Here is a 22,472-nt window from a genome sequence, read left to right on the forward strand (position 1 = left end):
GTGTAACTATAGTTGATCTTTTAACTTGAGATATTCGTTTAACAAGTCATCGTACTCATGCAGGTGCAAGACGCTGTGGACCCGTTTCACGTCCCAAGGCTTGACCGTCTGGGTTCTAAAGTAGGGCCAGAAGCGGAAACTGGTTGTGAAGTGCTGGATGACTGTATCTGCCTGCAATTTGTATTGCTCGTTGTACTTTCTTGGCGCAAAGCGTTTCTCCTTGGCCAGGATGTTGATGGCTGTTTGGTCAGGCAAAAACATCTTTTTTACCTGCATCAAGTGCCGTACCCGCTTAAAGAGGCCGGTCCGCTTGATTTCTGGCATGTTCAAGAGCAAGACGCCGGAGTTGATGTAGTCAAAGACCCGCTTTTGGTGGTGGAAGAAGAAGCGGCCAAAGTAGTCGAGTACCCCGACTAGTTCAGTGCCAGTTAAGTCCTGGGTGTAGAACTGGTCAACTGGCTTCCGGATGATCACGTCATCGTCCAAGTAGAGGATCCGGTCTGGCAGGTCGAGTTCGTCGGCAAAAAGTCTGAGCATGGCGTAAGGGGTAAAGCGGGTTCCCATGTTGGCTGTTGGCGGCTCCTGGACAAACAAGTCCGTGCAGTCGATCAGTTCCACGCTGCTCTTTGGGTTGTCGGCAGTCACCAAGGAGCCAATAAAGTCAGCGGCGTGTTGGCTGAAGGGGCGGAAGTTCCGCTGCTTGCTCTTGGCCTTCATGGTCAAGATGTACACGTGGATTTCTTCTCCTCGCTCAGCCTTTAATAAGGATAAAACTGCGATTAAAACGCCACGTTCGGCATTGTGGTCGCCGCAAAAAAGAAAGTTCATACTCAATCCCTCCTTTTCTATTTAGGTCTTTTTAGTCATTACTATTCTTACCATCAATTTTAACATAAGAATAAAAATAATAGTCACTCAGCTTAGACCGGTCCACCATCGTATGGTAGACCTGGTTGGCTAGGGCTTCTTGGGCCTGCTTTTTGCCTAAGGATGGGTCAGGGTAAAAGGGACCATCGATGTAGACGGTAATCTTGGGCCTTTGCCTCCACTTACACTTTTGGTAGGTCGTCGTCATGGTGAAGCAGGGAGCCTTTAAGCTAACCGGGAAGTTCAGGCTAGTTGCCGGAAAGGGCCGGATCTTGGTGTAGTAGGGCCAAAGGTGGGCTTCTGGATAGATAATGACGGCTGCGCCTTTATCCTGGTAGGCCGTCTTAACGTCCTTGAGCAAGCGGATGGACTGCTTGAGCTTCTTGCCAACAGGGAGGCCGGCCACGGGGATGACGAATTTGCCCAAAAAGGGGATGCCCCAGTTAGCCTGGGCGGCTAGGGTGTAAAAGCGGTAAGGATTAACGATGGTCATCGGCGTAAAGGGGTCGCCCAGCATCTGGGTGTGGTTGCCGTAGATAAAGTAGCCCTTTTTCTGCTGCTTAAAAGGCTTGAGCTTATCCTTTCCTTTAACCTTGACCAGGAGAAAGAGGCGGGAGTAGAGCCAGGCAAAGGCACAGGCCAAGGTGCGGACAACCGCGTTCCAAATCTTGAAGCCAATTCCCTGTTTAAAAACCTGGTAATCGTCCGGCAGGGTATAATCCTGGTCAGCTGAATCGATTAAATCGTCTTGCTCGCTATGATAGTAAAAGGTCTTTGACATGTATTTCACCGCCGTCTGTAGTAAAATAAAAAAGGCACTGCGAGTGCAGTGCCAAAAGTTATGGGTCGTCAGGGGATCGAACCCTGGACACCCGGATTAAGAGTCCGGTGCTCTGCCAGCTGAGCTAACGACCCGATCAACTAACAATATTTATTATGACACAAATTTTTAAAAAAGCAATCCGTTTTTTTACAATAATTGTAATTTTCTTAATTTTTACAGTAAATCAAGTATAATAAACAAGGTAAGGAGGTTCACATGCCTAAGAAAATTCTGGTCGTAGACGACGAAAAACCAATCTCCGATATTATCAAGTTCAACTTGACTAAAGAAGGATTCGATGTAGAAACAGCTTACGATGGTGAAGAAGCTGTTGAAAAGGTTGAAGAATACAACCCTGACTTAATGATTTTAGACTTAATGCTCCCAAAGAAGGATGGCCTGGAGGTTGCCCGTGAAGTTCGGCAAACCCACGACATGCCAATTATCATGGTGACGGCCAAGGGGGCCGAAATTGACAAGGTTTTGGGCCTGGAAATGGGGGCTGACGACTACGTGACTAAGCCTTTCTCTAACCGGGAACTGGTGGCCCGGGTTAAGGCTAACCTGCGCCGGCGGGACATTGTCCAAAAGGCCGTGGAAGTCACCCAGCAAAAGGAAAAAGAGCAAGAAAATAACGATATCCAGCTGGGCAACCTGGTGATCAAACCAGATGCCTACTTGGTAGAAAAGAATGGTTCCAAGATTGAATTGACCCACCGGGAATTTGAGTTGCTCTACTACATGGCCCAGCACCTGGACCAGGTAATGACGCGTGAGCACCTCTTGCAGACGGTTTGGGGCTATGACTACTTTGGCGACGTACGGACGGTTGACGTCACCGTTCACCGCTTAAGAGAAAAGATCGAAGATGACCCAGTCAAGCCCAAGATCCTGGTTACCAGACGGGGCGTTGGCTACTTTGTTAAGGGGCAGACAGAAGAATAAGAGTTGAGCCACTGATCAAGTGGCTTTCTTTATGTAGAACGATGAAGAAAAAAACGAAAAGTCAAGAGAAGAAACAGCAAAAGCAAAAGAAAAAACGTGGCTGGCTGAAGTGGCTGCTGAGCTCCATCCAAACCAAGATCACGGTGATCTTCATGTTGCTGTTACTAGCAACGATTGAAATCATCGGGGCTTACTTTACCCGGCAGATGGAACAAACCAGTATCGATAACTTCCAAACCACCATCCAGCTGCAGAGCATTGTGACTGAGCAGCTCACCAACCAATTAGTGAAAAACGGTAAGAGCTCTGACCGGATGATGAACCAGATCGTGACCGACTACAACAATTCAGCCATTTCTGAAATTGAGGTTGTCGACAGCAAAAACGTCATTCGGGCCGTGTCTAGCTTGAACGAAAACGACCGGGTGGGCCAGCTGTCAAACAACCGGGACATCCGGGAAGTCATCAATACCGGCCAAACCAAGACGACAGTCACCAGCGACAAGACTGGTAGCTACATGGTTCAAATTACGCCCTTAACTAGCGGGACCAATATTGTGGGGGCCGTCTACGTCAAGGCCAGCATGGCGGACGTTTTTGACAACCTGCGCAATGTCTCCATCATGTTCTTAACGGCTTCCTTGTTAGCCGTAGTGGTAGCGGCAGTGGCTTCCATGTTTATTTCCCGGGCAATAACCAAGCCAATTGAGGAGCTCCGCCAGCAGGCCATGCAGGTGGCTGACGGAGACTACTCCGCTCAAGTCAAGATTTACTCCAATGACGAATTAGGGCAATTGGGTGCTGCCTTTAACACCCTGTCAGCCCGGATCGAGCAGACTCAGGAGCAGTCTGAATCAGAGCGAAGACGGCTAGACAGCGTCTTGTCCCACATGACCGACGGGGTGATTGCGACTGACCGGCACGGCAATGTGTCGATCATCAACCAGATGGCCCAGGACTTTTTAAACATTAAGGCTGACGATGCTATCAACAAGCCAATTTCCCAGATCCTGGGTCTGGGTGAGGAATATACCTCCCAAGACCTGATCTCCAGCCAAAGCGACATGCAAGTCACGGTCAATGGCGGGACCAATGATGAAATGATCTTGCACGCGAGCTTCACCCTGATCAAGCGGGTAACCGGTTTTGTGTCTGGTGCCGTTTGCGTCTTGCACGACGTGACCGAGCAAATCAAAAACGAAGATGAGCAAAGACAGTTCGTTTCTAACGTGTCTCACGAATTAAGAACGCCTTTGACCAGCGTCCGGGCCTATATTGAAGCTTTGAATGAAGGAGCCTGGAAGGATCCCGAAATTGCGCCGCAATTTTTGCAGGTGACTCAAGATGAAACTGAGCGGATGATCCGGATGGTTAACGACCTCTTAGTCTTGTCCAGAATGGACCGGGGGACAACCAAGCTGGAACTGGAATGGGTCAACTTTACCGACTTTGTCAGCCACCTGCTCAACCGCTTTGACATGATTGTTGAGCACGACCAAGGCGAGGCCCAAAGCGAAAGCAAGCAGTATGTGATCAAGCGAGATCTGGGCAACCAGGCCTTGTGGATTGAAATCGACACCGACCAGATGATGCGGGTGATCGACAACATCATGAACAACGCCATCAAGTATTCACCAGATGGCGGGACCATCACCGTTCGCTTGCAGCAAAGACAAAACCAGGTCCTCTTGAGTATTGCTGACCAAGGCTTGGGGATTCCGCGCAAGGATTTAAGCAAGATTTTTGACCGCTTCTACCGGGCAGACAAGGCGCGGTCGCGCGCCCAAGGCGGGACCGGTTTAGGCTTAGCTATTGCCAAGGAAATCGTCAACGCCCATGGCGGCAAGATCTGGGCCGACAGCCGGGAAGGCCACGGCTCAACTTTCTATATTTCCCTGCCATATGAGCCAATGGAAGAGGAGGATGAATGGGATGAGGTTTAGATTCAAGCTTAAAATCAATTTCAAAGACATTCTGCTTAACATTGCCACTTTTGCGGTGATTGCCTTGTCCATCTATCTTTGGGTCACGGTGATGACCAGTGACCAGCGCTTTAGCCAGATCAGCAATGAAGATTCGGCGCAAAGCTCGGCCACGGTCAATAGCCGCTACCGGGGAGTCCAGGCCTTTTATGCGCCTGGACAAGTTTACAGCTTTAAGGATGGCGTGCGCTACCAGGTGCACGATGCACAAGAAAACCTTCCTTTAAAATTTGTACAAAAAGTTGAAAAGCTGGGTTTAGGTAAGATTGAAAAGATGTCGACTGCAACTAGCGACTACCAAAAGCTGTTGGATGATAGCAACTATATCCACTTTGCTTATCCGGATCAGATCAACTTCTCCCTCTTGCTTGGCAAAAAGAAGACCAATTCCGGCCTACTTTTTAACCGGGTCTTCGTTCCGATTAAAAGCAACCTGCACTACCTCTATTTTGGCAATGATATTAGCACTAAGATCTACCGGATGAGAATCATGAAGGGCTCTTTGACTAAGCTGGTTTCTTACGTGCAAAAGGCGGAAGACCAGCAAAAGGTTTCCTTCTTGCATCTGAAGAACCGCTATGTGCCTTTTTATTCAAAAGCCGTATCAGTTAAAGAATACAGCTACCTGATCAGCTACCAGGCCAGCAGCTACTATGCTTCTAAGCTCTTGGGCAGCTCTTATCGCAAGTCTGTGGCTAAAAATGGCCAAACCGTCTACACGTCAGATTATTCTCAAAGGCTGCAATTGCCTTTGGCGGGCAAAAACAGCGACCACCAGTACCTGTATCAGGTCTACCAGACCAAGAAGAGCCGGACTATGACCCAGCAGCTGCTAGAAAGTGCGGCTTACGTCAGAAAGCTAGGGCTGACCGAGCAGGACCTGCGCTTTTTTGAAGCTGATGGCCACAAGATCAGCTATGTCAACTTTGTAGAAGGATATCCGCTTTTTGTCAATGACCAGCTGGCCCAGGCCCAGGCAACCTTTAAAAAGGAATCTGTCAGCGTTAGCTTCAACAGTTTAAACCTGCAGATCCCAATTCCATATGACGGCCACAAGAAAAAGCTGCTCAAGACGGCCAGCCTGCTTAAAGAATTAACCGAGATTGGGATCAAGGAAAGTCAGATTCAAGAAATTACGATTGGCTACCATATTAAAAATGATGCCAAGCGTTCTGACTTGATTACCCTGGTGCCAACTTACTTTATTAAGGTTAATGGGAAATGGAATAGCTTGGAAGGCTGGAAACAGGCGAAGACTAATCCAGATACCCTGACTGATAGTTCTGCAAATGTCTATAGCAGTTTCAGCTCTAGTTCCAGTTCTAACAGTTCCAGCAGCTCGAGCAGCTCGTCAGCTGTAAGCTCAAGTACCGCGGCCGCTTCTAGCAGCTCAGCTACGGGGCAAGCACCGACTTACCGGAGCTCTAGCTCGCAAGCGTCTGCTTCTTCGTCCAGCAGCTCAGCTATCAAGTCTAGCTCTAGTTCCAGCTCCAGTTCGACTAATTCAGAGGGGGATCAATAATGGACCATCGCAAAATTGAATGGCTTTTTCTCATTTTATTCCTGTTAGTCGACATCTACTTGTTTGTAGAACTATGGCGGGTACCGGTGACCCTAACTTCGTCGACGACCTCGACGACGAGTACCGCTAATTTGAAAAGCGAGATGAAGTCGGACAACATCACTCTGCCAAAGCTTTCCAAGCAATCAGGTTCTGGCTATTACCTCGCGTCTAAAAATAAGAGCGACTTGAAGGAAAAGGCGAAGACTTTAAGCAGTGGCCTCACTACCAGCTACTCTGATAGTGACAATATCCTGTATGGCACCTTGAAAACGCCAATTGCCCTTGAACGGATGACGGTCAAGAATTTTAAAAATGACACTAATTACGTTCTGCATAGCAAAGACTACGTTTATGATTCCAGCCTGTCCAACAGCAGTACCTATGTTTACCTGCAAAAGACTAAGTTTGGTACCCTTTATAGCGGGGCGGGCCAATTAGTGATCAATGTCAAAAACAAGGCGATTACTGGCTACTACCAAACCTACTTGAATGATCTAACCAGTGTCCGGGAATTGCAGGCTACGATCAGTCCTTGGCGGGCGGTTACCAACCTTTACACGACGCGGGAGCTGACCAGTAATTCCAAGGTGATGTGGGTTAAGCCGGCCTATACTCGCTTAACCAAGGTTAAGGGCAACGTGATTTTTGTTCCAACTTGGCTGGTCTTGATTGAAAACAAGCGCAGCAAGAGTACGGCATTAAAAAGAATCAATGCCTTTAGCGGCCAATTGATGCAGACCAATGCCATCAATGAATAGGAGATAATTTGCAGTTTACAGTATTATCCAGTGGCTCAGCTGGCAATTGCAGCCTGATCACTACTGGAGAGCACAAGATTTTAATGGATGCCGGCTTGTCTGGCAAGAAGACCAAGGAGCTCTTGGCCAAAGTCGGCGTGGCGATTGAGGACCTAGACATGGTCTTTTTAAGCCACGACCACGGCGACCACAGCGGCGGGATGGGCGTGTTGATGCGCCGCTACCCGCAGCTGAATGCTTTTTCTAATGAAGAAACCTGGAAGTATTTTACAGAAACTGGCAAGATCGGCAAGCTGCCTGAAGACCAGATCAACGTGATTGAGCCAGGGCAGACCAAGACCTATGGCGACTTAGAGGTGACAGCCTTTGCCACCAGCCACGATGCCGTCAAGCCCCAGTACTATGTCTTCTCTAGCGGCGGCAAGCGCCTGGCCTGCCTGACAGATACGGGCTATGTGTCAGAAGCGGTTGAATATGAAATCGCGGATGCTGACGCCTATTTGCTGGAATTTAACTATGATGACCTAATGCTCAGAAGCGGCCCTTACCCTTGGCGATTGCAAGAGCGGGTGCGGTCAGATCATGGTCACTTATCTAACGAGCAGGCAGCGGAAGCCCTGGCTGATGTGATTACGGCAAGGACCAAGCATGTTTTTCTGGCTCACCGGAGCCAGAAGAATAATATCAACTACCTGGCTAGGGATGCGGCAGAGAAAGTCTTGTCTGAAAGAGAAGTTGATGTGGCCAGTGACCTAGAGCTGGTTGATACAGAGCCTTACACGCCCACTCCTTTAATCAATTTATAATATGTTTTTTTACTTAAGTATTTAAATGAATCAAAACCTTTTATTCATATTAAGTTCAAAAAACTTGGCTAAGATAAGGGAAAGTAACAAGGAGTGATAAATTATGGTTGAAGAACAAGATAAGAGAAAAAAAGAAAATAATCGTTTTTTAGCTAAAGTGGCAATTGTCGGCGTCGTTGCCGGCTTGCTCGGCGGTGGGGTTGCTTATGGTGGTCTAACGGCAGCTAATCTTAATAGCAACTCAACTAGCTCATCATCCTCAACGTCCTCAGTCAACAGCGGGGATACTGGTTCAGTAACGACTTCGACTAGTGGTACGACCAAGGTCAACAAGTCAACCACGACCAACGGGACTATGACTAGTGCTTATAAGAAGGTTCAAAACGCGGTTGTTTCCGTTTTGAACTATAAGTATACGTCCGGCTCTTCATCTAGCTCAGACCTTTACAGCATCTTTGGCTATGGGGACTCGGATTCTGATTCTAGCTCTGGTTCATCCAGCTCAAGCAAGAAGTCATTGACCCTGTACTCAGAAGGTTCTGGGGTTATCTACACGACTTCCAACGGCAAGGGCTACATCGTCACTAACAACCACGTTATCTCTGGCGCCGCCAAGGTTAAGGTTATCTTGGCATCTGGCAAGACCATTGCGGCTAAGGTAGTCGGCAAGGACTCAACCAGTGACTTGGCAGTCCTGTCCATTGACTCTAAGTACGTTACCCAAACGGCTTCCTTTGGTGATTCCAGTTCCCTCCAATCAGGTCAAACCGTAATTGCCGTCGGGTCACCAGAAGGTTCAGAATATGCCTCAACGGTTACCCAAGGGATTGTCTCCTCACCAAGCCGGACGATCACTTACAACTCTAACCAGATGACGGTTATCCAAACTGACGCAGCCATCAACTCTGGTAACTCCGGTGGTCCACTGGTTAACTCAGATGGTCAAGTCATCGGGATCAACTCCATGAAACTGTCCAGCTCCACGAGTGGGGATTCAGTTGAAGGGATGGGCTTTGCGATTCCTTCAAACGAAGTCGTAACCATCGTTAACCAGCTGGTTAAGAAGGGGAAGATCACCCGGCCACAATTAGGGATCAAGGTCGCAGACATCTCTGAACTAAACAGCTATTACAAGAAGCAATTGGGGATCTCCACCAGCCTGAAGAAGGGGCTGTACGTTGCCAGCGTAACCAGCGGCAGCGCCGCAGCCAAGGCTGGCATCAAGAAGGGGGACGTCATTACCGCAGCTGATGGCAAGACGGTTAGCGACGTAGCAACCCTGCACAGCATCCTTTACAGCCACAATGTTGGCGACAAGGTCAAGATCACCGTTACCAGAAATGGCAAGAGCCAGACCTTTACGGTAACCTTGGAAGCAAGCAAGTAATTATTAGTTAAATAAGAACAAATAAAGCTCGAGCAACTGTTAAATCCAGTTTCTCGGGCTTTTTTGTTAACATAAAGCAGATAGAATGAAAGAAAGGTTCGGCTTTATTTCTTGTCAAGTCCTTTTTAAATAACAGGGTTATCCCCAATTTTGTGGAAAAGACTGTGGATTGTGTATAAATAGGGCTTTCTGTTCGGTGGAAAACTGTGGATAAGCTGTGGATTGTGTGTAAGTTTCACAGTGAAATAACATGCTAAAACAGGTGTTCAAGGCGGTAAACCGGGCTTTACACTTGATTATTTGTGAAAAGAGCTAGTCCACAGGCTGCTTGTGGAAGTGTTCCACGCTTTTGAGCCAAATTTTTTTGAAAAAACTAGTGCTAGACAAGACATTTAGCAGAACTACTAGATCTAGAGGAAGGGGAAAAAGGCTTGTGGAAAAGAGCGGTTGATAAAGTGTTAAAGACTGTTAATTTCTGGTTAGCTGAGTCAGAAAAGCCTATGGTAAAATAGAAGCATTATGAATATCAAAATTGTTTGCGTTGGAAAATTAAAAGAGAAGTATTTTAAAGATGGGATTGCGGAGTATCAAAAGCGGCTGACCCGCTTTGCCAAGGTGGAGATCGTGCAAGTGCCAGATGAAAAGGCACCAGAGAGCTTGAGCCCAGCCCAGATGGAAGAGGTCAAGAATCGGGAAGGCGAACGGATCCTGAGCAAGATTAAGGACAAGGAATATGTCTACGTGCTGGCCATCAAGGGGAAAGAGCGGGCTAGTGAGGAATTTGCCAAGGAGCTCAAGGACCTAGCGACATATGGCCATTCTGACATCACCTTTGTGATCGGTGGGAGCCTAGGGACGAGCCAGGTAGTTAACAAACGAGCTGATGACTTGTTCAGTTTTGGCAAGCTGACCATGCCCCACCAGCTGATGCGGCTAGTTTTGATCGAGCAGATCTACCGGGCCTTCATGATCAACTCTGGGAGTCCATACCATAAATAAGGCGGTTAAAGTTTGTGGCTTAAAAATTAGAATAATTGTGAACAAAATATGCTAAAATGCGATATTTCTGCGATAAGTGTGTTGACTTTTTTATTGGAAGAGCGTACTCTAATAAGAATTAGTTAATCATTAGAAACAGGGAAAGGAATTATATGATTAAATCTTTCAAATTATTGTCATTGTCACTATTGTCTGTAACCATAGTAGCAATGTTGATGTCAGCTCAGAATGTTGGTGCAGCAACCAATAATACTGAAAATACTACTGTGTCTAGTATTGAGAGTAATAATACATCTAAAAATACTTTGACAGATTCAGAAATTGATGATCTAGACGACTATGTAGAAGTCAAAAATAATCAGTATGTTTTGAATGTTCCAAGCAGTTCTAATTTAAGTGAACAGGAGATAAAAGTAGCTAAGGCAGTAATAGAAGAGTCTAATAGAAATATTCAGAAAAATAATTTATCCATTGATCCAGTCACAAAAGAAGCTTCAGAAACTAGTTCACAAAATGTAGTTTTCAACACAAAGTTTAGAGTACTTGCGAGAGCAAAAGCTAAAAAGAAGGCTAAGTCATATACATTTAAAAACTTTTGGTGGGGAAGTAGATATTATTTCCGCAGTAATAAAGCTATTGACCAGATGGAACATGAGTTGGAAAGTAAGGCAATGTCCGTAGAGTTAATTGGTGCTTTAGCAAGTATAGTAAGTAGTGGCTATGCATCAGCAATTGGAACTGTAGGTTCAGTTTATTTCTCTAAGATTAGAAGTGATTTGGACGGCATGCATAAGAAACATCCCCACAGTTCTTTATATATGGATATCAATTATTCTGGTGTATATAAAATTAAGGTGCTTAAATGATGTGGAGATATCTTTTTTGCTTTTTACCAGTAGTCCTCTACTTTATCTTTAAGAAGATTGATAATCCAGCGATGCGCTGGTTGCGAAAGCATCGCGGATGGTTAATCAGCGTTGTTTCTGTAATCTGGTTGGTTTACGAGATAGCAGAAGAGGGCTTTAATGCCTTTGTGATGTGGCCGATCTTATTCACTTTATTTGGAATTGTGCTAATTGTGAATGATTGGCTTGTAAGAGCTAAATAGATTAGAAGACCAAGATCTCAAGTAACAGATCTTGGTCTTTTTGGTAGCGATTTAACAGTTCTCTTACCGAGTGTTAAAATACAAGTTATAGAAGTGTAAAAGTATCTTAGGGAAGTATGATGATGAAGATCGGAAAGTTGTTGAGAAAAGTCCGCGTTGAGCTTGGCTTGACGCAAAAGGAAATGGCTGGTGATATTGTTTCACCAGCCCAGTACTTACGCATCGAAAAAGACGAGCAACAAATCAAGCTAGATGACTTGCTAGCCATTTTGCAAAAGCACGACTATGATCTAGGGCTCTTTTTTACCAGACTAATGCTGCAGTGTCAGCTGAGGCAAGAGGCTTTGCTTGATGAAAACAAGGATGGCGTAAAAAAGGCATTTTATGGCTGTAATCTTGATAGTTTAGAAAAGCTCGAAATCAATCCTCACGATCAAATTTTGCTGGTTGAAGCAGAAACTATTAAGCAAGTACTTGGCCAGAGGCTGGATAAAAGTCAGACGAGTAAGCAGAAAATTTGTCAGTACTTTATTGATCAAGACAACTGGATGGAAAATCTAGAATCTTTAAAGCTATTTACGATTGTCCTACATATCTTTAACTTTGAAATGGTTGTTTTTTGGATGAATGAGCTATTAGATAAGTACCGACAAATTGAAAAGTATCCAGAACAGATCCAAATTGCTGTTGCAAAGATCTGCATTAGTTTTATGATTCGCTGCCATCAAGAGCAATCTGAGCAGTTAATTAAGCCAATTGTTGCTTTCGTTGATTCTTTCCCAGCCTACCCGGAATTTGCTATCTGCAAGTTGGTAGCAAAGTATTACCAAAGCCTATCTGTAGGAGATACAGATAAGGCGGAGAAGCTGAATTTTGCTTTGAATGAAGCAGGTGTGGCAGACTTTTTCAATTTTTGGTGGCAGTAGAATTTCATATATGAAATTCGAAATCATTTATGCAATTTTGAATTCTTTTCTCCTAATTTGCGCTATAGTAGGGGCGTGAACTGAAATTAAGCTCTTTCACTAGTGAAAGAGCAAAGTTGATCATTTTAGGAGGAAAAAATATGCGAGAGCTTGTAGTTGCAGCAGGATTGGCTACGGTTTTAATGGCTGCTTCAATGGCTTCAAATGCATCTGCTGATAGTAAGACTGATGCGACTCAGAATAACGATGAGTTTGTAAAGTGTTACAAAGAAGGTGAGGCGAAAGGGATCATTAGGAACAATAACATTTCAGAAGCTGACTTCATTGAAATGTGTAAGAATTCTGTGTTCCCTGCATATCTAGAGGCGGTTAAGAGCAATCCAACGTTAACTTTTGAGCAATTCGTGGCAAGTGACAATTATGAAGTCCCAGTTCAAAAGCCAGGCGATCACCCTGAAGAAGTGAGTGCCGAAGAGGTTAAAAGTAGCAAGAGCGGTAGTCCATTTACCAGCTTCATATCTGCTAAGAAAAGTTACAAGATGAAGGCTGGGGATATCCTTATCTGTTACGGTACGGGGTCATCAGGAAGTCGACTGATTGGTCATGCGGCCATGGCTACCTCTGCTAACTATATTATTGAAATGTCTGGTAAGCCTCATAACGCTTCGGGTGATTCTTGGAGAAAGAATAATGCACACGTAAAATCTAAGGCAACCTTTTTCAAAGAACATACAAAGGGAAGCGATTATGTAGCTGTGTATCGGAATAATCACCCTGTTTATTCTGATCGTGCTTCTACGTATGCATATAGACATATGTACAAGGAAGATAATCCAACGTATCATATTACCTCAACAATCTTCCAAAAGTCGCCGAGCTATTGTTCAAAGTATGTAGTTTTAGCATATTATTGGGGTGCCACTAAGAAGAGTTGGGGAGACGGTGCAAGACACGGTATTATTCCGCCACACCAATTACCTAGCTACTTCTCAGATAGTTTTGTACCAAGTTACAAGTACAAGGTAACAAGCTATTAATGGAGGAAAAATCATGAATCTAACAATGACAAAAAGGGATAAGGTCATGTGGCTAGTTTCTAGCTTGGTGTTGACCTTGGCTGCAGTAGGGATAGTCATTAACCTGGTTGGTCAAGTTGCTTCAGGATACGCTTTTGAAGGAGCTGGCGGCAGTACTAGAGAAGCATTCTTTGATGCCTATGTGCTTGCTTTTATCTTTGCGACCTTATCTCCGTGGTTTTCTCGTTTTCTTCATCCAATTATTGCCTGGGCAATCAGCATTTTTATCCTGGTATGCCTGTTTGTTGATCGGTTCATTGCGCCTTTTGGCATCTCATTAGACTGGTACTGGGTTTTGGAAACGATTATGGTCGCTATTAACCAGGTTTACCTGACATACCTTTGGCGTGGTCGGCTCAAGACTAGAGACTGGTCAGATTGGGTTGTCTTTATCGGCGACATTGTCTTAGGTCTTGGCGCAATTGTTGGTTTCCTCTATTAAAATTAGAACTTCACGCAAAAAATCCGTCTGCGTAAGCAGGCGGATTTTTCTTGTATCGAAAATGTTTTGTAGCTTCTTGTTACTTTAAGCGAAGATTTCTTCAACTTCCACAACTACAGCTGCAGCAGTAGCTGGCTTGCCAACCTTAGCAGCGTATTCCTTAGCGAAGTCGTCGCCTTCGTGAACCGTAGCAGTGCCGACTACACGGACGTTAGTGTGGCTAGGTACGTCGGCAACAACGATGGCAACCTTGCTGCCAGCCTTAACGTTTTCCCAAACGTGAGCAAAAGTTACTTCGCTCCAAACCAAGTGCTTGTCGTCCAAGACAGTTACTGAGCCCTTAGGGCCAACTTGTGGGTTGCCGTCCTTGTCAACGGAGGCAACAAAGGCCAAAGCGTCGTTAAAGAACTTTTGTTGGTCGGCAGTCAAAGTAGTAGCTTCTAATTTCTTCATAATAATAGGTCCCTTCTTGTTTACTTACAATTTTTTCTCTTGATTCTGAGATTATTATAGTCCCTTTTATAAAAAAGAAACTTGACCTAAGTCAAGTTTTATTTATTTTTTACAAGTTTTTATTTACTTTTTGAACTAAGGCAGTAAAAAGGCGCATAAGTTGACTAAAACGACCCCGGCCAGGAAGTAGAGCCAGTCCTTACTAGTCAAAGGGACCTCGACAATGGTTGACCGCGGCGCCCCTTCGACGTAGCCATGCGATTCCATCCCCTGGGCCAGGTTGTCAGCTGATGACAGGGCAACCAGGATGGCTTTAAAGTACAAGGTTGGTGACCAAAAAGACAGATAAACGCCCCGCATCATCCCGGCCACCCGGATCTGCTTGACGGCAGCTGCCATCTTGGGGATGATATTCAAGGCTGCCAGGGTGCCGTAGGCAAACTTGCTTGGTAGGTGGAGGTTCTGCTCAAGGGATCTCGCCATTTCTTCGGCGGTCGTGGTGATGGTCAAGCAGGCCGTAGTCAGGGTGTAGACGAAGACCCGGCTGGCAATGTCCAGGGCATACCAGAGGTTGGGGTGGTCGGAAAACCAGTAGCCGGAGGTGAAGACCGTGAAGGCTGCTAAGCCAGCGGCAAAGAGCATGGCCCCCAAGTCCTTGGACTTGATTTTTTTGTAAAGTAAAAAGATTAGAGCTAGAGCACACACGATTAAATTAGTAATCAGGCTGACCCTGAAGGAGAGCTCCAGCGAAATTATTAAGGTCAGCAAAAATTTTAGACTTGGATTCATTTCTTTTTTTCTCAATCAGTAACATAAGTAAGCTTTTGGTCGGCCAGGCGCAAGTGGTAGTCACACCAATTGTTAAGACCATAAAACTGGTGGCTGATGACGATGATGGTCTGGCCCATGGCTTTTTGGCTTTCTTTTAAGAGAGCCAGGACCTGGTCGATGGACTTGTGGTCCAGGCCACTCAGGGGCTCATCAATTAAGAGCACCTCGTGGCCAGATAAAAGCATGAGCAGGATCTGCAGCTTTTTCTTTTGCCCGCCTGACAGGGAGTAGACCACCTGGTCCAGGTGGTCGGTCAGGTCCAGCTGACCTAGCGCCGCTTCTAGCCGGTCTTTAGTGAAGTAAGGGTTATGCTGGCCCTTTTGGCTGATGGCCAGCTCGTCTTTGACCGTGATCGCCATGAACTGGTCAGTCGCATTTTGAAAAATCTGGGCCACGTGGCTGAAGTACTGGCGCTCCTTGGCCTTGGCCACCTCTTGCCTCTCCCATTTTAAAGAGCCGGTATAAGGCATCAGTTTGGTCATGGCTTTAAAAAGGGAGGTCTTCCCCGTCCCGTTTTGTCCGGTTAAAAGGGTGACTTTACCTTTGGGGATGGCGAGCTGGTCTTGCTTTAAGAGGAGCTTACCCGGGTTAAGGGTTAAGTCACTAAGGACAAAAGCTGGATCGTGGAGATTTTTTTCAGCCGGCAAAGGGAAAGCCAACTGGATGTCGTCTAAGGCTGATAGGATCTGGTCCCGGGTAGTGCTGTCCACTTGGGTCACCTGCTGGTTTTTAAACTGGTAGAGCTGGTCTACCTTGCCCAGGTAGTCGTTAAACAGGTGGTCGGTCAAGATGATGGTCTTGCCCTGGTCCCGCAGCTTGGCCAGCCGGTCAACCAGGAAGGTCCGGGCCACTGGGTCGACGCTGGCAAAGGGCTCGTCCAATAAGAAGAGGTCGACGTCCATGGCAATCAAGACCGCTAGGGCCACGCGCTGCTTTTCCCCGCCGGACATGGTTACGATCTTTTGGTCCAGCAGGTCCTGGATTTGGGCAAAGTCGGCAGCTTTAGCCAGCCTTTTTTCATAGCTGTTTTTATCTAGGCCCAGGTTTTCCAGGGTAAAAATGATTTCTTCTCTAGGCGTAGCCATGGTGAACTGCTCGCCGGCATCTTGAAACATCATGGCCTGCTTGAGTCCGGCCAGGTCGACCGTGCCTAATGCGACTTTGCCGCCGTATTTGGGGTAAAGGCCTGCCATGATCTTGAGCAGGGTAGACTTGCCGCAGCCAGTCGGGCCAATCAAGAGAGAAAACTGGCCGATAGGGAAGGCCAAAGAGATATCAGCCAGCTGGGGCTGGTCGGTATAGGCAAAGGTTAAATGATCAACAGTAATTTTTTCCAAAATAAAAGTCACCTCAAAGGGGGTGACTCAGCTGTCCCTACGCCGGCATTATCCGTCCAGGTTCAATGGGTATAATCTCAGCCAAATGGCACCCCGTAATGTTCTCGTTTTCTTCTATTATATTAGATCAAGGGATGCTTGTCTAATATAAAAAAATAGGTAGTGGTGGTAAATAAGCTTTTTACAATTCTCCCCTTTAATTGTAAGCCTTTTCAGTTGTAAGATAGGTCTGTTTGGATTTTTACTATTATTAATAGGTAAGAAGTTAGAAAAGAGGAGAAGTGAACAATGAAGGAAAAGCAGATCCGTATTGTTACCGTGGCCTTGATGCTGTCTAATGTCATGTCGGGCCTGGACAACACCATCATCAACACGGCCTTGCCCCGGATCATCGCCGACTTGCGCGGGATCGAGTATACCGGCTGGCTGGTAGCTATTTTCTTGCTGGGGACGGCGGTATCAACTCCCTTGTGGAGCAAGCTGGGCGAGCGGAAGGGCAATAAACTAGCCTACCAGCTGGCGGCAGCCTGCTTTTTGCTGGGGGCTTTCCTTCAGGAGGCAGCCAACTCCATGCCTTTTCTGCTAACCTTCCGTCTTTTGGCTGGGATCGGCAACGGGGGGATGGTATCTTTGCCTTACATCATCTACTCTGACCTCTATCCTAACCCTTACAAACGGCTCAAGGTTTTAGGGATGGTGTCGGCCTTTTTCACGACGGCGACTATCCTGGGGCCACTCTTTGGTGGCTGGATCGTTGACGTCTTATCCTGGCGCTGGGTCTTTTACATCAATATTCCGGTCGCCATTATCTCTATCATCTTGGTCCAGCTTTTCTTTAAGGAAGACTTTAGTCCAAAGCCGCCGAAGAAGGTGGACTTGGGCGGGGCCATCTGCTTGTCTTTGGGGGTGGTGGCGCTGCTGCTTGGCACCCAATTTTTGGAATCAGCCAGCCTGGCCACGGTCTTGCTCTTGTTTGCGGCGGCCTTAATTTTTATTGGGCTCTTGCTGGTGGTCGAGCACCGGGCCGAAGACCCGATTATTCCGGAGCGCCTTTTTAAAAATACGCCCCTGGTCATTGACTTTGCCCTCTTTGTCTTGATCTGGGCAGCCATGTCGGCCTTCAGTGTCTACGCCCCCATGTGGTCAGAAGGACTGATGGCGTCAACTGCCTTGGTCGGGGGGATGACTCAGATTCCGGGCGCCTTTACCGACATGCTGGGCTCTTTGTCAGTCGAGCGGATGCGGCGGAAGTGGTCGGCCTACCAGATCATGCTGGTTATGTGCTGGATCCTTTTTGCCGGCTACTTGATGCTGGCGGTGGCGCCGCAGAATTTCCCATATTGGGGAATTTTAGTAGCCGGGTGTCTGCAAGGCTTTGCCAACGGGGTCATGTTCAATCAGCTGCAGGTTAAGGTGCAAGAGGACGCCGAAAAAGAGGACGTAGCAGTGGCAACGTCCTTCTCTTATCTGATCCGGATGCTGGCGATGGCGATCTCCGCTAGCCTCTTTGGGGTGATCCTGAACCAGCACCTGGCTAAGGGCGTAGCAGCCAGTGGCGGCAAGATCACGATCAAGATGCTGAACCACCTGTCGGACTTTGAAACCCGGGCCAAGCTGCCGGCGAGTCTGATTCCGCAGATGGAAAAAATTCTCTATTCAGCCATCCACGCCATTTTCTGGGCTGGCTTTTACCTGATTTTGGCTGCCTTGCTGGTGGCCATCTGGGCCTTTGTCCAGCACAAACGTGGAAAATTAAAGAACGGTCAAGCGTAAGCTTGACCGTTTTTAGTTAAGGGATGTAGATGAGCAGGACTGCGAAGGCAGCGAGCAAGATAATGGAAACGATGGTGTAGCCTTTTTTAAACTTGGGCGAAACGGCGGGGCTAGCGTCGATTTCTATAGTGCGCACGGTGATGTGCAGTAGCGAGTTTTTCATTTTTCTCCAAAATTGGCTTGATTGTAGCACAGTTTGGGAGAGAAATTCGCCCCCAAAGTATGTCAACCGGTGTGGATTTAGTCGGAAATTGCCCCCAAAGTATGTCAACCGGTGTGGATTTAGTCGGAAATTGCTCCCAAAGTATATCAACCGGCTGTGATTTAGGCGGAAACCGCCCCCAAAGTATGTCAACCGGTGTGGATTTTGGTCGAAATTGCCCCCAAAGTATGTCAACCGGCCTGGATTTAGGCGGAAAAAGCCCCCAAAGTATGTCAACCAGCCTGGATTTAGGCGGAAATCGCCCCCAAAGTATATCAACCGGCTGTGATTTGGACGGAAATCACCCCCGAAGTATGTCAACCGCTCTGGATTTAGGCGGAAGTCGCCCCCAAAGTATGTCAACCGGCCTGGATTTAGGCGGAAATTGCCCCCAAAGTATGTCAACCGGCCTGGATTTAGGCGGAAATTGCCCCCGAAGTATGTCAACCAGCCGGGATTTAGGTGGAAATTGCCCCCAAAGTATATCAACCGGCTGTGATTTAGGCGGAAATTGCCCCCAAAGTATATCAACCGGCTGTGATTTAGGCGGAAATTGCCCCCGAAGTATGTCAACCAAACTTGGTTGAGTCAACTTGGGGGCGAAAAAGCGGAAAAAAGAGCCCGGTTGAGTCAACTCGGGGGCAAAAAAGCGGCAAAACGAGCCCGGTTGAGTCAACTTGGGGGCGAAAAACTGCAACCCCCATCCCGGTTGAGTCAACTCGGGGGCGAAAAACGGTAAAACCCATCCCGGTTGAGTCAACTCGGGGGCAAAAAAGCGGAAAAAAGAGCCCGGTTGAGTCAACTCGGGGGCAAAAAAGTGGAAAAATCATCCCGGTTGAGTCAACTTGGGGGCGAAAAACGTCAAACCCCATCCCGGTTGAGTCAACTCGGGGGCTAAGCCTAACCAAAACAAAAAAATCAGCAAATCCAAGGGATTCGCTGATTAACTACTTAACTTTACATCTGTTCTAGCCGCTTGATCCGCTCCTCTGTTGGTGGGTGGGTGTCAAAGAGGTGGCTCAGGCTTGGCCGTCTCACTGGATCTTCGATATACAGGGATGCACTAGCACTGTTGGCCGCCTGCATGGGCTGGCTGTTTTCGATTTTTCTTAGCGCGCTGATCAAGCCTTGCGGGTTCCGGGTCAACTCAACAGAGCCGGCGTCGGCCAAGTATTCCCGGTTCCGGGACAGGGCCATCTGCGCCAGGCTGGCTGCCAGGGGTCCCAAGATCAGGGTAAAAATGACCCCGATCACGCCAATGATCATTCCTAGACTCCCGCCGTCTTCATCGTCATCATCGCGCCGTCTGCCGCCAAAGCCAAACCACATCCAGTTTTGGGCAAAATCAGCGATAAAGCTGATCGCGCTGACTAAAACCAGGGCCACCATGGACAGGCGGATATCGTAGTTGCGGATATGGGAAATCTCGTGACCCAAGACCCCTTCCAGTTCTTCCCGGTTCATCATGTCGAGCAGGCCCTGCGTCACTGCTACCGCCGATTTGTCTGGCGACAGGCCAGTAGCGAAGGCGTTGGGGCTTTGGTCGGGAATTAGGTAGACCTTGGGCATGGGGATCTGGCCGACCATGGCCATGTCTTCGACAACGTGAAAAAGCTGCGGGTTATCTTCTTCCCTCAATTCCTGAGCATGGTTCATACTCATGACCACGCTGATTGGATCTTGAAAGATGATAAAAGAGTAGACCAGGGCAATGACGCCAGCGGTCAAGACCCCAGGCAGGGGCTTGTCCCACATGAGCTGGCCTAGACCCGCCCCCACCAAGGCAAAAATCACGAAGAAGACCAGCATGACCAAGAAGGTCTTACGCTTGTTGCGTTCAATTTGTTGATAGAGCATTGTTAGCTAAAGCCTACCTTAGAATGATACCTTTGGTGCCTTGGTTTCTTCTTCAGGGATGTCCAGGTAGTCAACCTTGGTAAAGTGGTGGATGTTGGCCACGATGTTAGAAGGGAAAACGACTAGCATCTTGTTGTAAACCGCAGCACTGGAGTTGAAGAGTTGCCGTGAGTAGGCAATCTTGTTTTCCGTGTTGGTCAATTCTTCTTGCAGGTTGGCAAAGTTGGTGTTGGCCTTTAGGTCTGGGTAGTTTTCTGACAAGGCAAAAATCGTCTTCAAACTATCAGTGATTTGGTTGGAGATCTTCATGGTCTCTTCCCGGTTGCCGGCTGGCACTTGGGTCAACTGGTTCCGCAGTTCTACCACTTGAGCCAAGGTTTCCTTTTCGTGCTTGGCGTAGCCCTTGACGGTTTCAACCAAGTTAGGAATCAGGTCGTTCCGGCGCTTCAATTGCACGCTGATTTGGCTCCAGGATTCTTCCGTGTTAACTTTGGCCTTTTGCAGGCCGTTGTAGGCGGAAATGTAGTAAACAACAATTAAGACAAGTAAAACGGCAATGATAATTCCAGCTACCATTTTTTGTCCTCCCTTTCTGTTAAAAAGTATTTTCGAGTTAAATCTATTATATCGTAGTTTATTTTTTAGAAAAATAAAAACCTCTCCTAACTAGGAGAGGTGAAAAATCTACTTTTACAGTTCGAACTTGACGATGACCCAGCCGATCAAGGACAGGATGATCACGCCAGCGATTTGATAGCCCAGCCACTTCGGGAAGAATTTCTTCTTGGCTTCCTTAGAAGCGTGGGCGTAGAAGGTCTTCATGACCAGCATGTTGGCCATGGACCCGATTGGTGAGCCAAAGCCCCCGATGTTGGAGCCCAAAGTCAAGGCTTCAGCGTACTTGGAGAACTTGCCGACTAAGATAGTTGAAGGCACGTTGCTCATGACTTGGCTGGACAAGATAGCAGTCCAGTAAGTGCTCATTTCGGTCCCGACAAAGCCGTGGATAGCCGTTACGACCCAAGGAATCTGCTGGATGTCGCTGATGAAGACAAAGAACAGAGTGAAAGTGAGCAGCAAGGAGTAGTCGATGTGGAGCAGGATCTTCCAGTTGACGATCAAGGCCCAGATGATGGCGGCCAGCATCGGCATCCAGATTGGGACAAACTTGAAGACGCCGACGAAGAAGAAGGCAAAAATCAAGGTGGTCACAATAGTCATCGGCCAGCTGACTTCAATTTCGACAACTTCTTGAGTTGGAATTTCCTTCTTAGGAATAAAGAAGAAAATGCACAAGAAGACTACCAAGGCTCCGATCAGGTAAGGCAGGGTCCATTTAAAGAAGGTGGCCGGCATCAGGTGGTAGTTGGAAACCACGAAGATGTTGTGGGGGTTGCCCCAAGGCGTGAAGGCCGCCCCGATGTTGGCCCCCATCCCGATCAAGGTCGCTGGCAGGATTTCTGGCAGCTTGTACTTCTTGGCAATGTTCAAGTAGAGCGGAATCATGGTCAAGCAAGTGATGTCGTTGCCGAGGAACATGCCGGAGAAGACTGATAACAAGGTAAACAGCAAGATTAGCTTTCTAGTGGAGTCAGCGATCGCCGTCAGTTTATAGGCGATGATGTCCAGGATGTGCAAGTAGCTGTAAACCTGGATCAAGACCAGCATGGTGGTAACTGATTCAATCGTGTGCCAGTTCATGTCGGCGTTGCGTGGCCGAGCGAAGAAGAGGCTGATCAAGGTGATGACGATCGTGATTTGCAGAATCTTGTCGCTAAAAATCTTTTTCAAAATTGCCGAAAAATTAATTGAAGTTTTCGTTTTGGCGGCGTCCATAAAAATTTCCCCTACTAAAAAATAAGCTAAACTCTTTACAAGAAGTTAACAGAAATAAAATGCAGTCTTTACTTACTTGTATTTCTATTTTCGGATATTTTGATCAAAATCTCAATAGATAAAAATTAACGAACAGATGTTATTGAAAGCATTTTGACAAATTGTGAACTTGCAAAAATGCCAATTTCGTCAGAAGCTTTTTTAGTATAAAAAATATGCAAAACCGCTTTTAATCTTAGAGCCACAAGGATTTATCCGGAAAAAGAAAAAAGCCGATTTGCTACTGTTTTTAAGTGAGTATAGCTCATCGACTTTATTCAATCCCAATTTTTGACTTTGTGAAAAAAGGGTACCACTGGAAGACTGGGAAAGCGTTATCAAAAATTTACTTCCTCGTCTTTCATAGTTAACCTAACTTTCTTCATTGTCTGTAACTAGAGATTATGCCAGACATGATCACTTGTTAATAACACTAGTAAAGTTCCCAAAAGGTTGAAAAC

At 46.9% G+C, this 22,472-nt stretch carries 23 protein-coding genes, 1 tRNA gene and 1 riboswitch; of the genes, 13 read left to right on the plus strand and 11 right to left on the minus strand.

The window, feature by feature from the left end:
- Nucleotides 1-6: 6 nt before the first annotated feature.
- The 3 genes from FC20_RS01340 to FC20_RS01350 form a co-directional block, all read right to left on the minus strand.
- Nucleotides 7-828, minus strand: a complete 822-nt coding sequence (locus FC20_RS01340) for a glycosyltransferase (protein ID WP_008462860.1) — start codon at nucleotides 826-828, stop codon at nucleotides 7-9.
- Nucleotides 829-859: 31 nt separating this feature from the next.
- Nucleotides 860-1,648 carry a lysophospholipid acyltransferase family protein gene (locus FC20_RS01345; protein ID WP_008462859.1) on the minus strand — a complete coding sequence of 263 codons (789 nt, stop codon included), beginning with the start codon at nucleotides 1,646-1,648 and terminating at the stop codon, nucleotides 860-862.
- Between the two features lie 61 nt (nucleotides 1,649-1,709).
- Nucleotides 1,710-1,782: transfer RNA gene (locus tag FC20_RS01350), tRNA-Lys, on the minus strand.
- 124 nt (nucleotides 1,783-1,906) lie between these two features.
- Between FC20_RS01350 and yycF the strand changes: the two genes are divergently transcribed.
- From yycF to FC20_RS01410, 11 genes are all read left to right on the plus strand, one after another.
- Nucleotides 1,907-2,635, plus strand: a complete 729-nt coding sequence (yycF, locus tag FC20_RS01355) for a response regulator YycF (RefSeq protein ID WP_008462856.1) — start codon at nucleotides 1,907-1,909, stop codon at nucleotides 2,633-2,635.
- A 41-nt stretch (nucleotides 2,636-2,676) separates the two neighbouring features.
- Nucleotides 2,677-4,578 carry a cell wall metabolism sensor histidine kinase WalK gene (walK, locus tag FC20_RS01360; protein ID WP_056945282.1) on the plus strand — a complete coding sequence of 634 codons (1,902 nt, stop codon included), beginning with the start codon at nucleotides 2,677-2,679 and terminating at the stop codon, nucleotides 4,576-4,578.
- Nucleotides 4,568-6,139, plus strand: coding sequence for a hypothetical protein (locus FC20_RS01365; protein ID WP_039944217.1), 1,572 nt, complete (start codon nucleotides 4,568-4,570; stop codon nucleotides 6,137-6,139). The genes walK and FC20_RS01365 overlap by 11 nt, the downstream gene beginning before the upstream one ends.
- Nucleotides 6,139-6,939, plus strand: coding sequence for a two-component system regulatory protein YycI (locus FC20_RS01370; protein ID WP_039944215.1), 801 nt, complete (start codon nucleotides 6,139-6,141; stop codon nucleotides 6,937-6,939). Before FC20_RS01365 ends, FC20_RS01370 begins: the two co-directional genes overlap by 1 nt.
- 8 nt (nucleotides 6,940-6,947) lie before the next feature.
- Nucleotides 6,948-7,745 carry an MBL fold metallo-hydrolase gene (locus FC20_RS01375; RefSeq protein WP_054667941.1) on the plus strand — a complete coding sequence of 266 codons (798 nt, stop codon included), beginning with the start codon at nucleotides 6,948-6,950 and terminating at the stop codon, nucleotides 7,743-7,745.
- 103 nt (nucleotides 7,746-7,848) lie between these two features.
- Nucleotides 7,849-9,132, plus strand: a complete 1,284-nt coding sequence (locus FC20_RS01380) for a S1C family serine protease (RefSeq protein ID WP_008462836.1) — start codon at nucleotides 7,849-7,851, stop codon at nucleotides 9,130-9,132.
- 519 nt (nucleotides 9,133-9,651) lie between these two features.
- Entirely contained in the window at nucleotides 9,652-10,131 is a 480-nt protein-coding gene (gene rlmH / locus FC20_RS01385; RefSeq protein ID WP_008462834.1) for a 23S rRNA (pseudouridine(1915)-N(3))-methyltransferase RlmH, read from the plus strand.
- A gap of 152 nt (nucleotides 10,132-10,283) precedes the next feature.
- Complete coding sequence (locus tag FC20_RS01390; RefSeq protein WP_008462832.1) at nucleotides 10,284-10,997, plus strand: hypothetical protein; 714 nt, start codon at nucleotides 10,284-10,286, stop codon at nucleotides 10,995-10,997.
- A gap of 364 nt (nucleotides 10,998-11,361) precedes the next feature.
- Nucleotides 11,362-12,165, plus strand: a complete 804-nt coding sequence (locus tag FC20_RS01400; RefSeq protein WP_008462828.1) for a helix-turn-helix domain-containing protein — start codon at nucleotides 11,362-11,364, stop codon at nucleotides 12,163-12,165.
- Between the two features lie 140 nt (nucleotides 12,166-12,305).
- Nucleotides 12,306-13,202, plus strand: a complete 897-nt coding sequence (locus tag FC20_RS01405; RefSeq protein WP_008462827.1) for a hypothetical protein — start codon at nucleotides 12,306-12,308, stop codon at nucleotides 13,200-13,202.
- Nucleotides 13,203-13,215: 13 nt separating this feature from the next.
- A complete protein-coding gene (locus tag FC20_RS01410) occupies nucleotides 13,216-13,683 on the plus strand; it encodes a hypothetical protein (protein ID WP_051011268.1) in 468 nt (155 codons plus the stop codon).
- An 84-nt stretch (nucleotides 13,684-13,767) separates the two neighbouring features.
- Here FC20_RS01410 and FC20_RS01415 read toward each other — a convergent pair whose 3' ends face one another.
- The 3 genes from FC20_RS01415 to FC20_RS01425 all read right to left on the minus strand — a co-directional run bounded on the left by FC20_RS01415 (nucleotide 13,768) and on the right by FC20_RS01425 (nucleotide 16,307).
- A complete protein-coding gene (locus FC20_RS01415) occupies nucleotides 13,768-14,136 on the minus strand; it encodes a pyridoxamine 5'-phosphate oxidase family protein (RefSeq protein WP_008462823.1) in 369 nt (122 codons plus the stop codon).
- 135 nt (nucleotides 14,137-14,271) lie between these two features.
- Nucleotides 14,272-14,925, minus strand: coding sequence for an energy-coupling factor transporter transmembrane component T family protein (locus FC20_RS01420; RefSeq protein WP_039944205.1), 654 nt, complete (start codon nucleotides 14,923-14,925; stop codon nucleotides 14,272-14,274).
- Nucleotides 14,926-14,936: 11 nt separating this feature from the next.
- The gene (locus FC20_RS01425; protein ID WP_201779597.1) at nucleotides 14,937-16,307 is read right to left on the minus strand and encodes an ATP-binding cassette domain-containing protein; all 1,371 of its coding nucleotides are present in this window, start codon (nucleotides 16,305-16,307) and stop codon (nucleotides 14,937-14,939) included.
- Between the two features lie 13 nt (nucleotides 16,308-16,320).
- Nucleotides 16,321-16,410, minus strand: a riboswitch (TPP riboswitch).
- 182 nt (nucleotides 16,411-16,592) lie between these two features.
- On the opposite strand from FC20_RS01425, the gene FC20_RS01430 reads away from it, so the two are divergent.
- On the plus strand, nucleotides 16,593-18,077 hold the full coding sequence (locus tag FC20_RS01430) for an MFS transporter (RefSeq protein ID WP_056945283.1): 1,485 nt from the start codon (nucleotides 16,593-16,595) through the stop codon (nucleotides 18,075-18,077).
- A 16-nt stretch (nucleotides 18,078-18,093) separates the two neighbouring features.
- Here the strand turns inward: FC20_RS01430 and FC20_RS10230 are convergent, their stop codons facing one another.
- A complete protein-coding gene (locus tag FC20_RS10230) occupies nucleotides 18,094-18,240 on the minus strand; it encodes a hypothetical protein (RefSeq protein ID WP_155859283.1) in 147 nt (48 codons plus the stop codon).
- 17 nt (nucleotides 18,241-18,257) lie between these two features.
- Here FC20_RS10230 and FC20_RS09935 point away from each other — a divergent pair, with 17 nt between their 5' ends.
- Nucleotides 18,258-18,866, plus strand: a complete 609-nt coding sequence (locus tag FC20_RS09935; protein ID WP_156402935.1) for a hypothetical protein — start codon at nucleotides 18,258-18,260, stop codon at nucleotides 18,864-18,866.
- Here FC20_RS09935 and FC20_RS10235 read toward each other — a convergent pair.
- The 4 genes from FC20_RS10235 to FC20_RS01445 all read right to left on the minus strand — a co-directional run bounded on the left by FC20_RS10235 (nucleotide 18,849) and on the right by FC20_RS01445 (nucleotide 21,972).
- Complete coding sequence (locus FC20_RS10235; RefSeq protein ID WP_236697615.1) at nucleotides 18,849-19,187, minus strand: hypothetical protein; 339 nt, start codon at nucleotides 19,185-19,187, stop codon at nucleotides 18,849-18,851. The two genes, FC20_RS09935 and FC20_RS10235, sit on opposite strands and share 18 nt — an antisense overlap.
- Before the next feature lie 49 nt (nucleotides 19,188-19,236).
- Nucleotides 19,237-20,136, minus strand: coding sequence for a zinc metalloprotease HtpX (htpX, locus tag FC20_RS01435; RefSeq protein ID WP_008460556.1), 900 nt, complete (start codon nucleotides 20,134-20,136; stop codon nucleotides 19,237-19,239).
- A gap of 18 nt (nucleotides 20,137-20,154) precedes the next feature.
- Entirely contained in the window at nucleotides 20,155-20,712 is a 558-nt protein-coding gene (locus FC20_RS01440) for a LemA family protein (protein ID WP_008460558.1), read from the minus strand.
- A gap of 114 nt (nucleotides 20,713-20,826) precedes the next feature.
- Nucleotides 20,827-21,972, minus strand: coding sequence for an SLC13 family permease (locus tag FC20_RS01445; RefSeq protein ID WP_008460560.1), 1,146 nt, complete (start codon nucleotides 21,970-21,972; stop codon nucleotides 20,827-20,829).
- Nucleotides 21,973-22,472: the final 500 nt, after the last annotated feature.

The organism is Lactobacillus equicursoris DSM 19284 = JCM 14600 = CIP 110162 (genome assembly GCF_001434815.1).
Taxonomy (GTDB): Bacteria; Bacillota; Bacilli; order Lactobacillales; family Lactobacillaceae; genus Lactobacillus; species Lactobacillus equicursoris.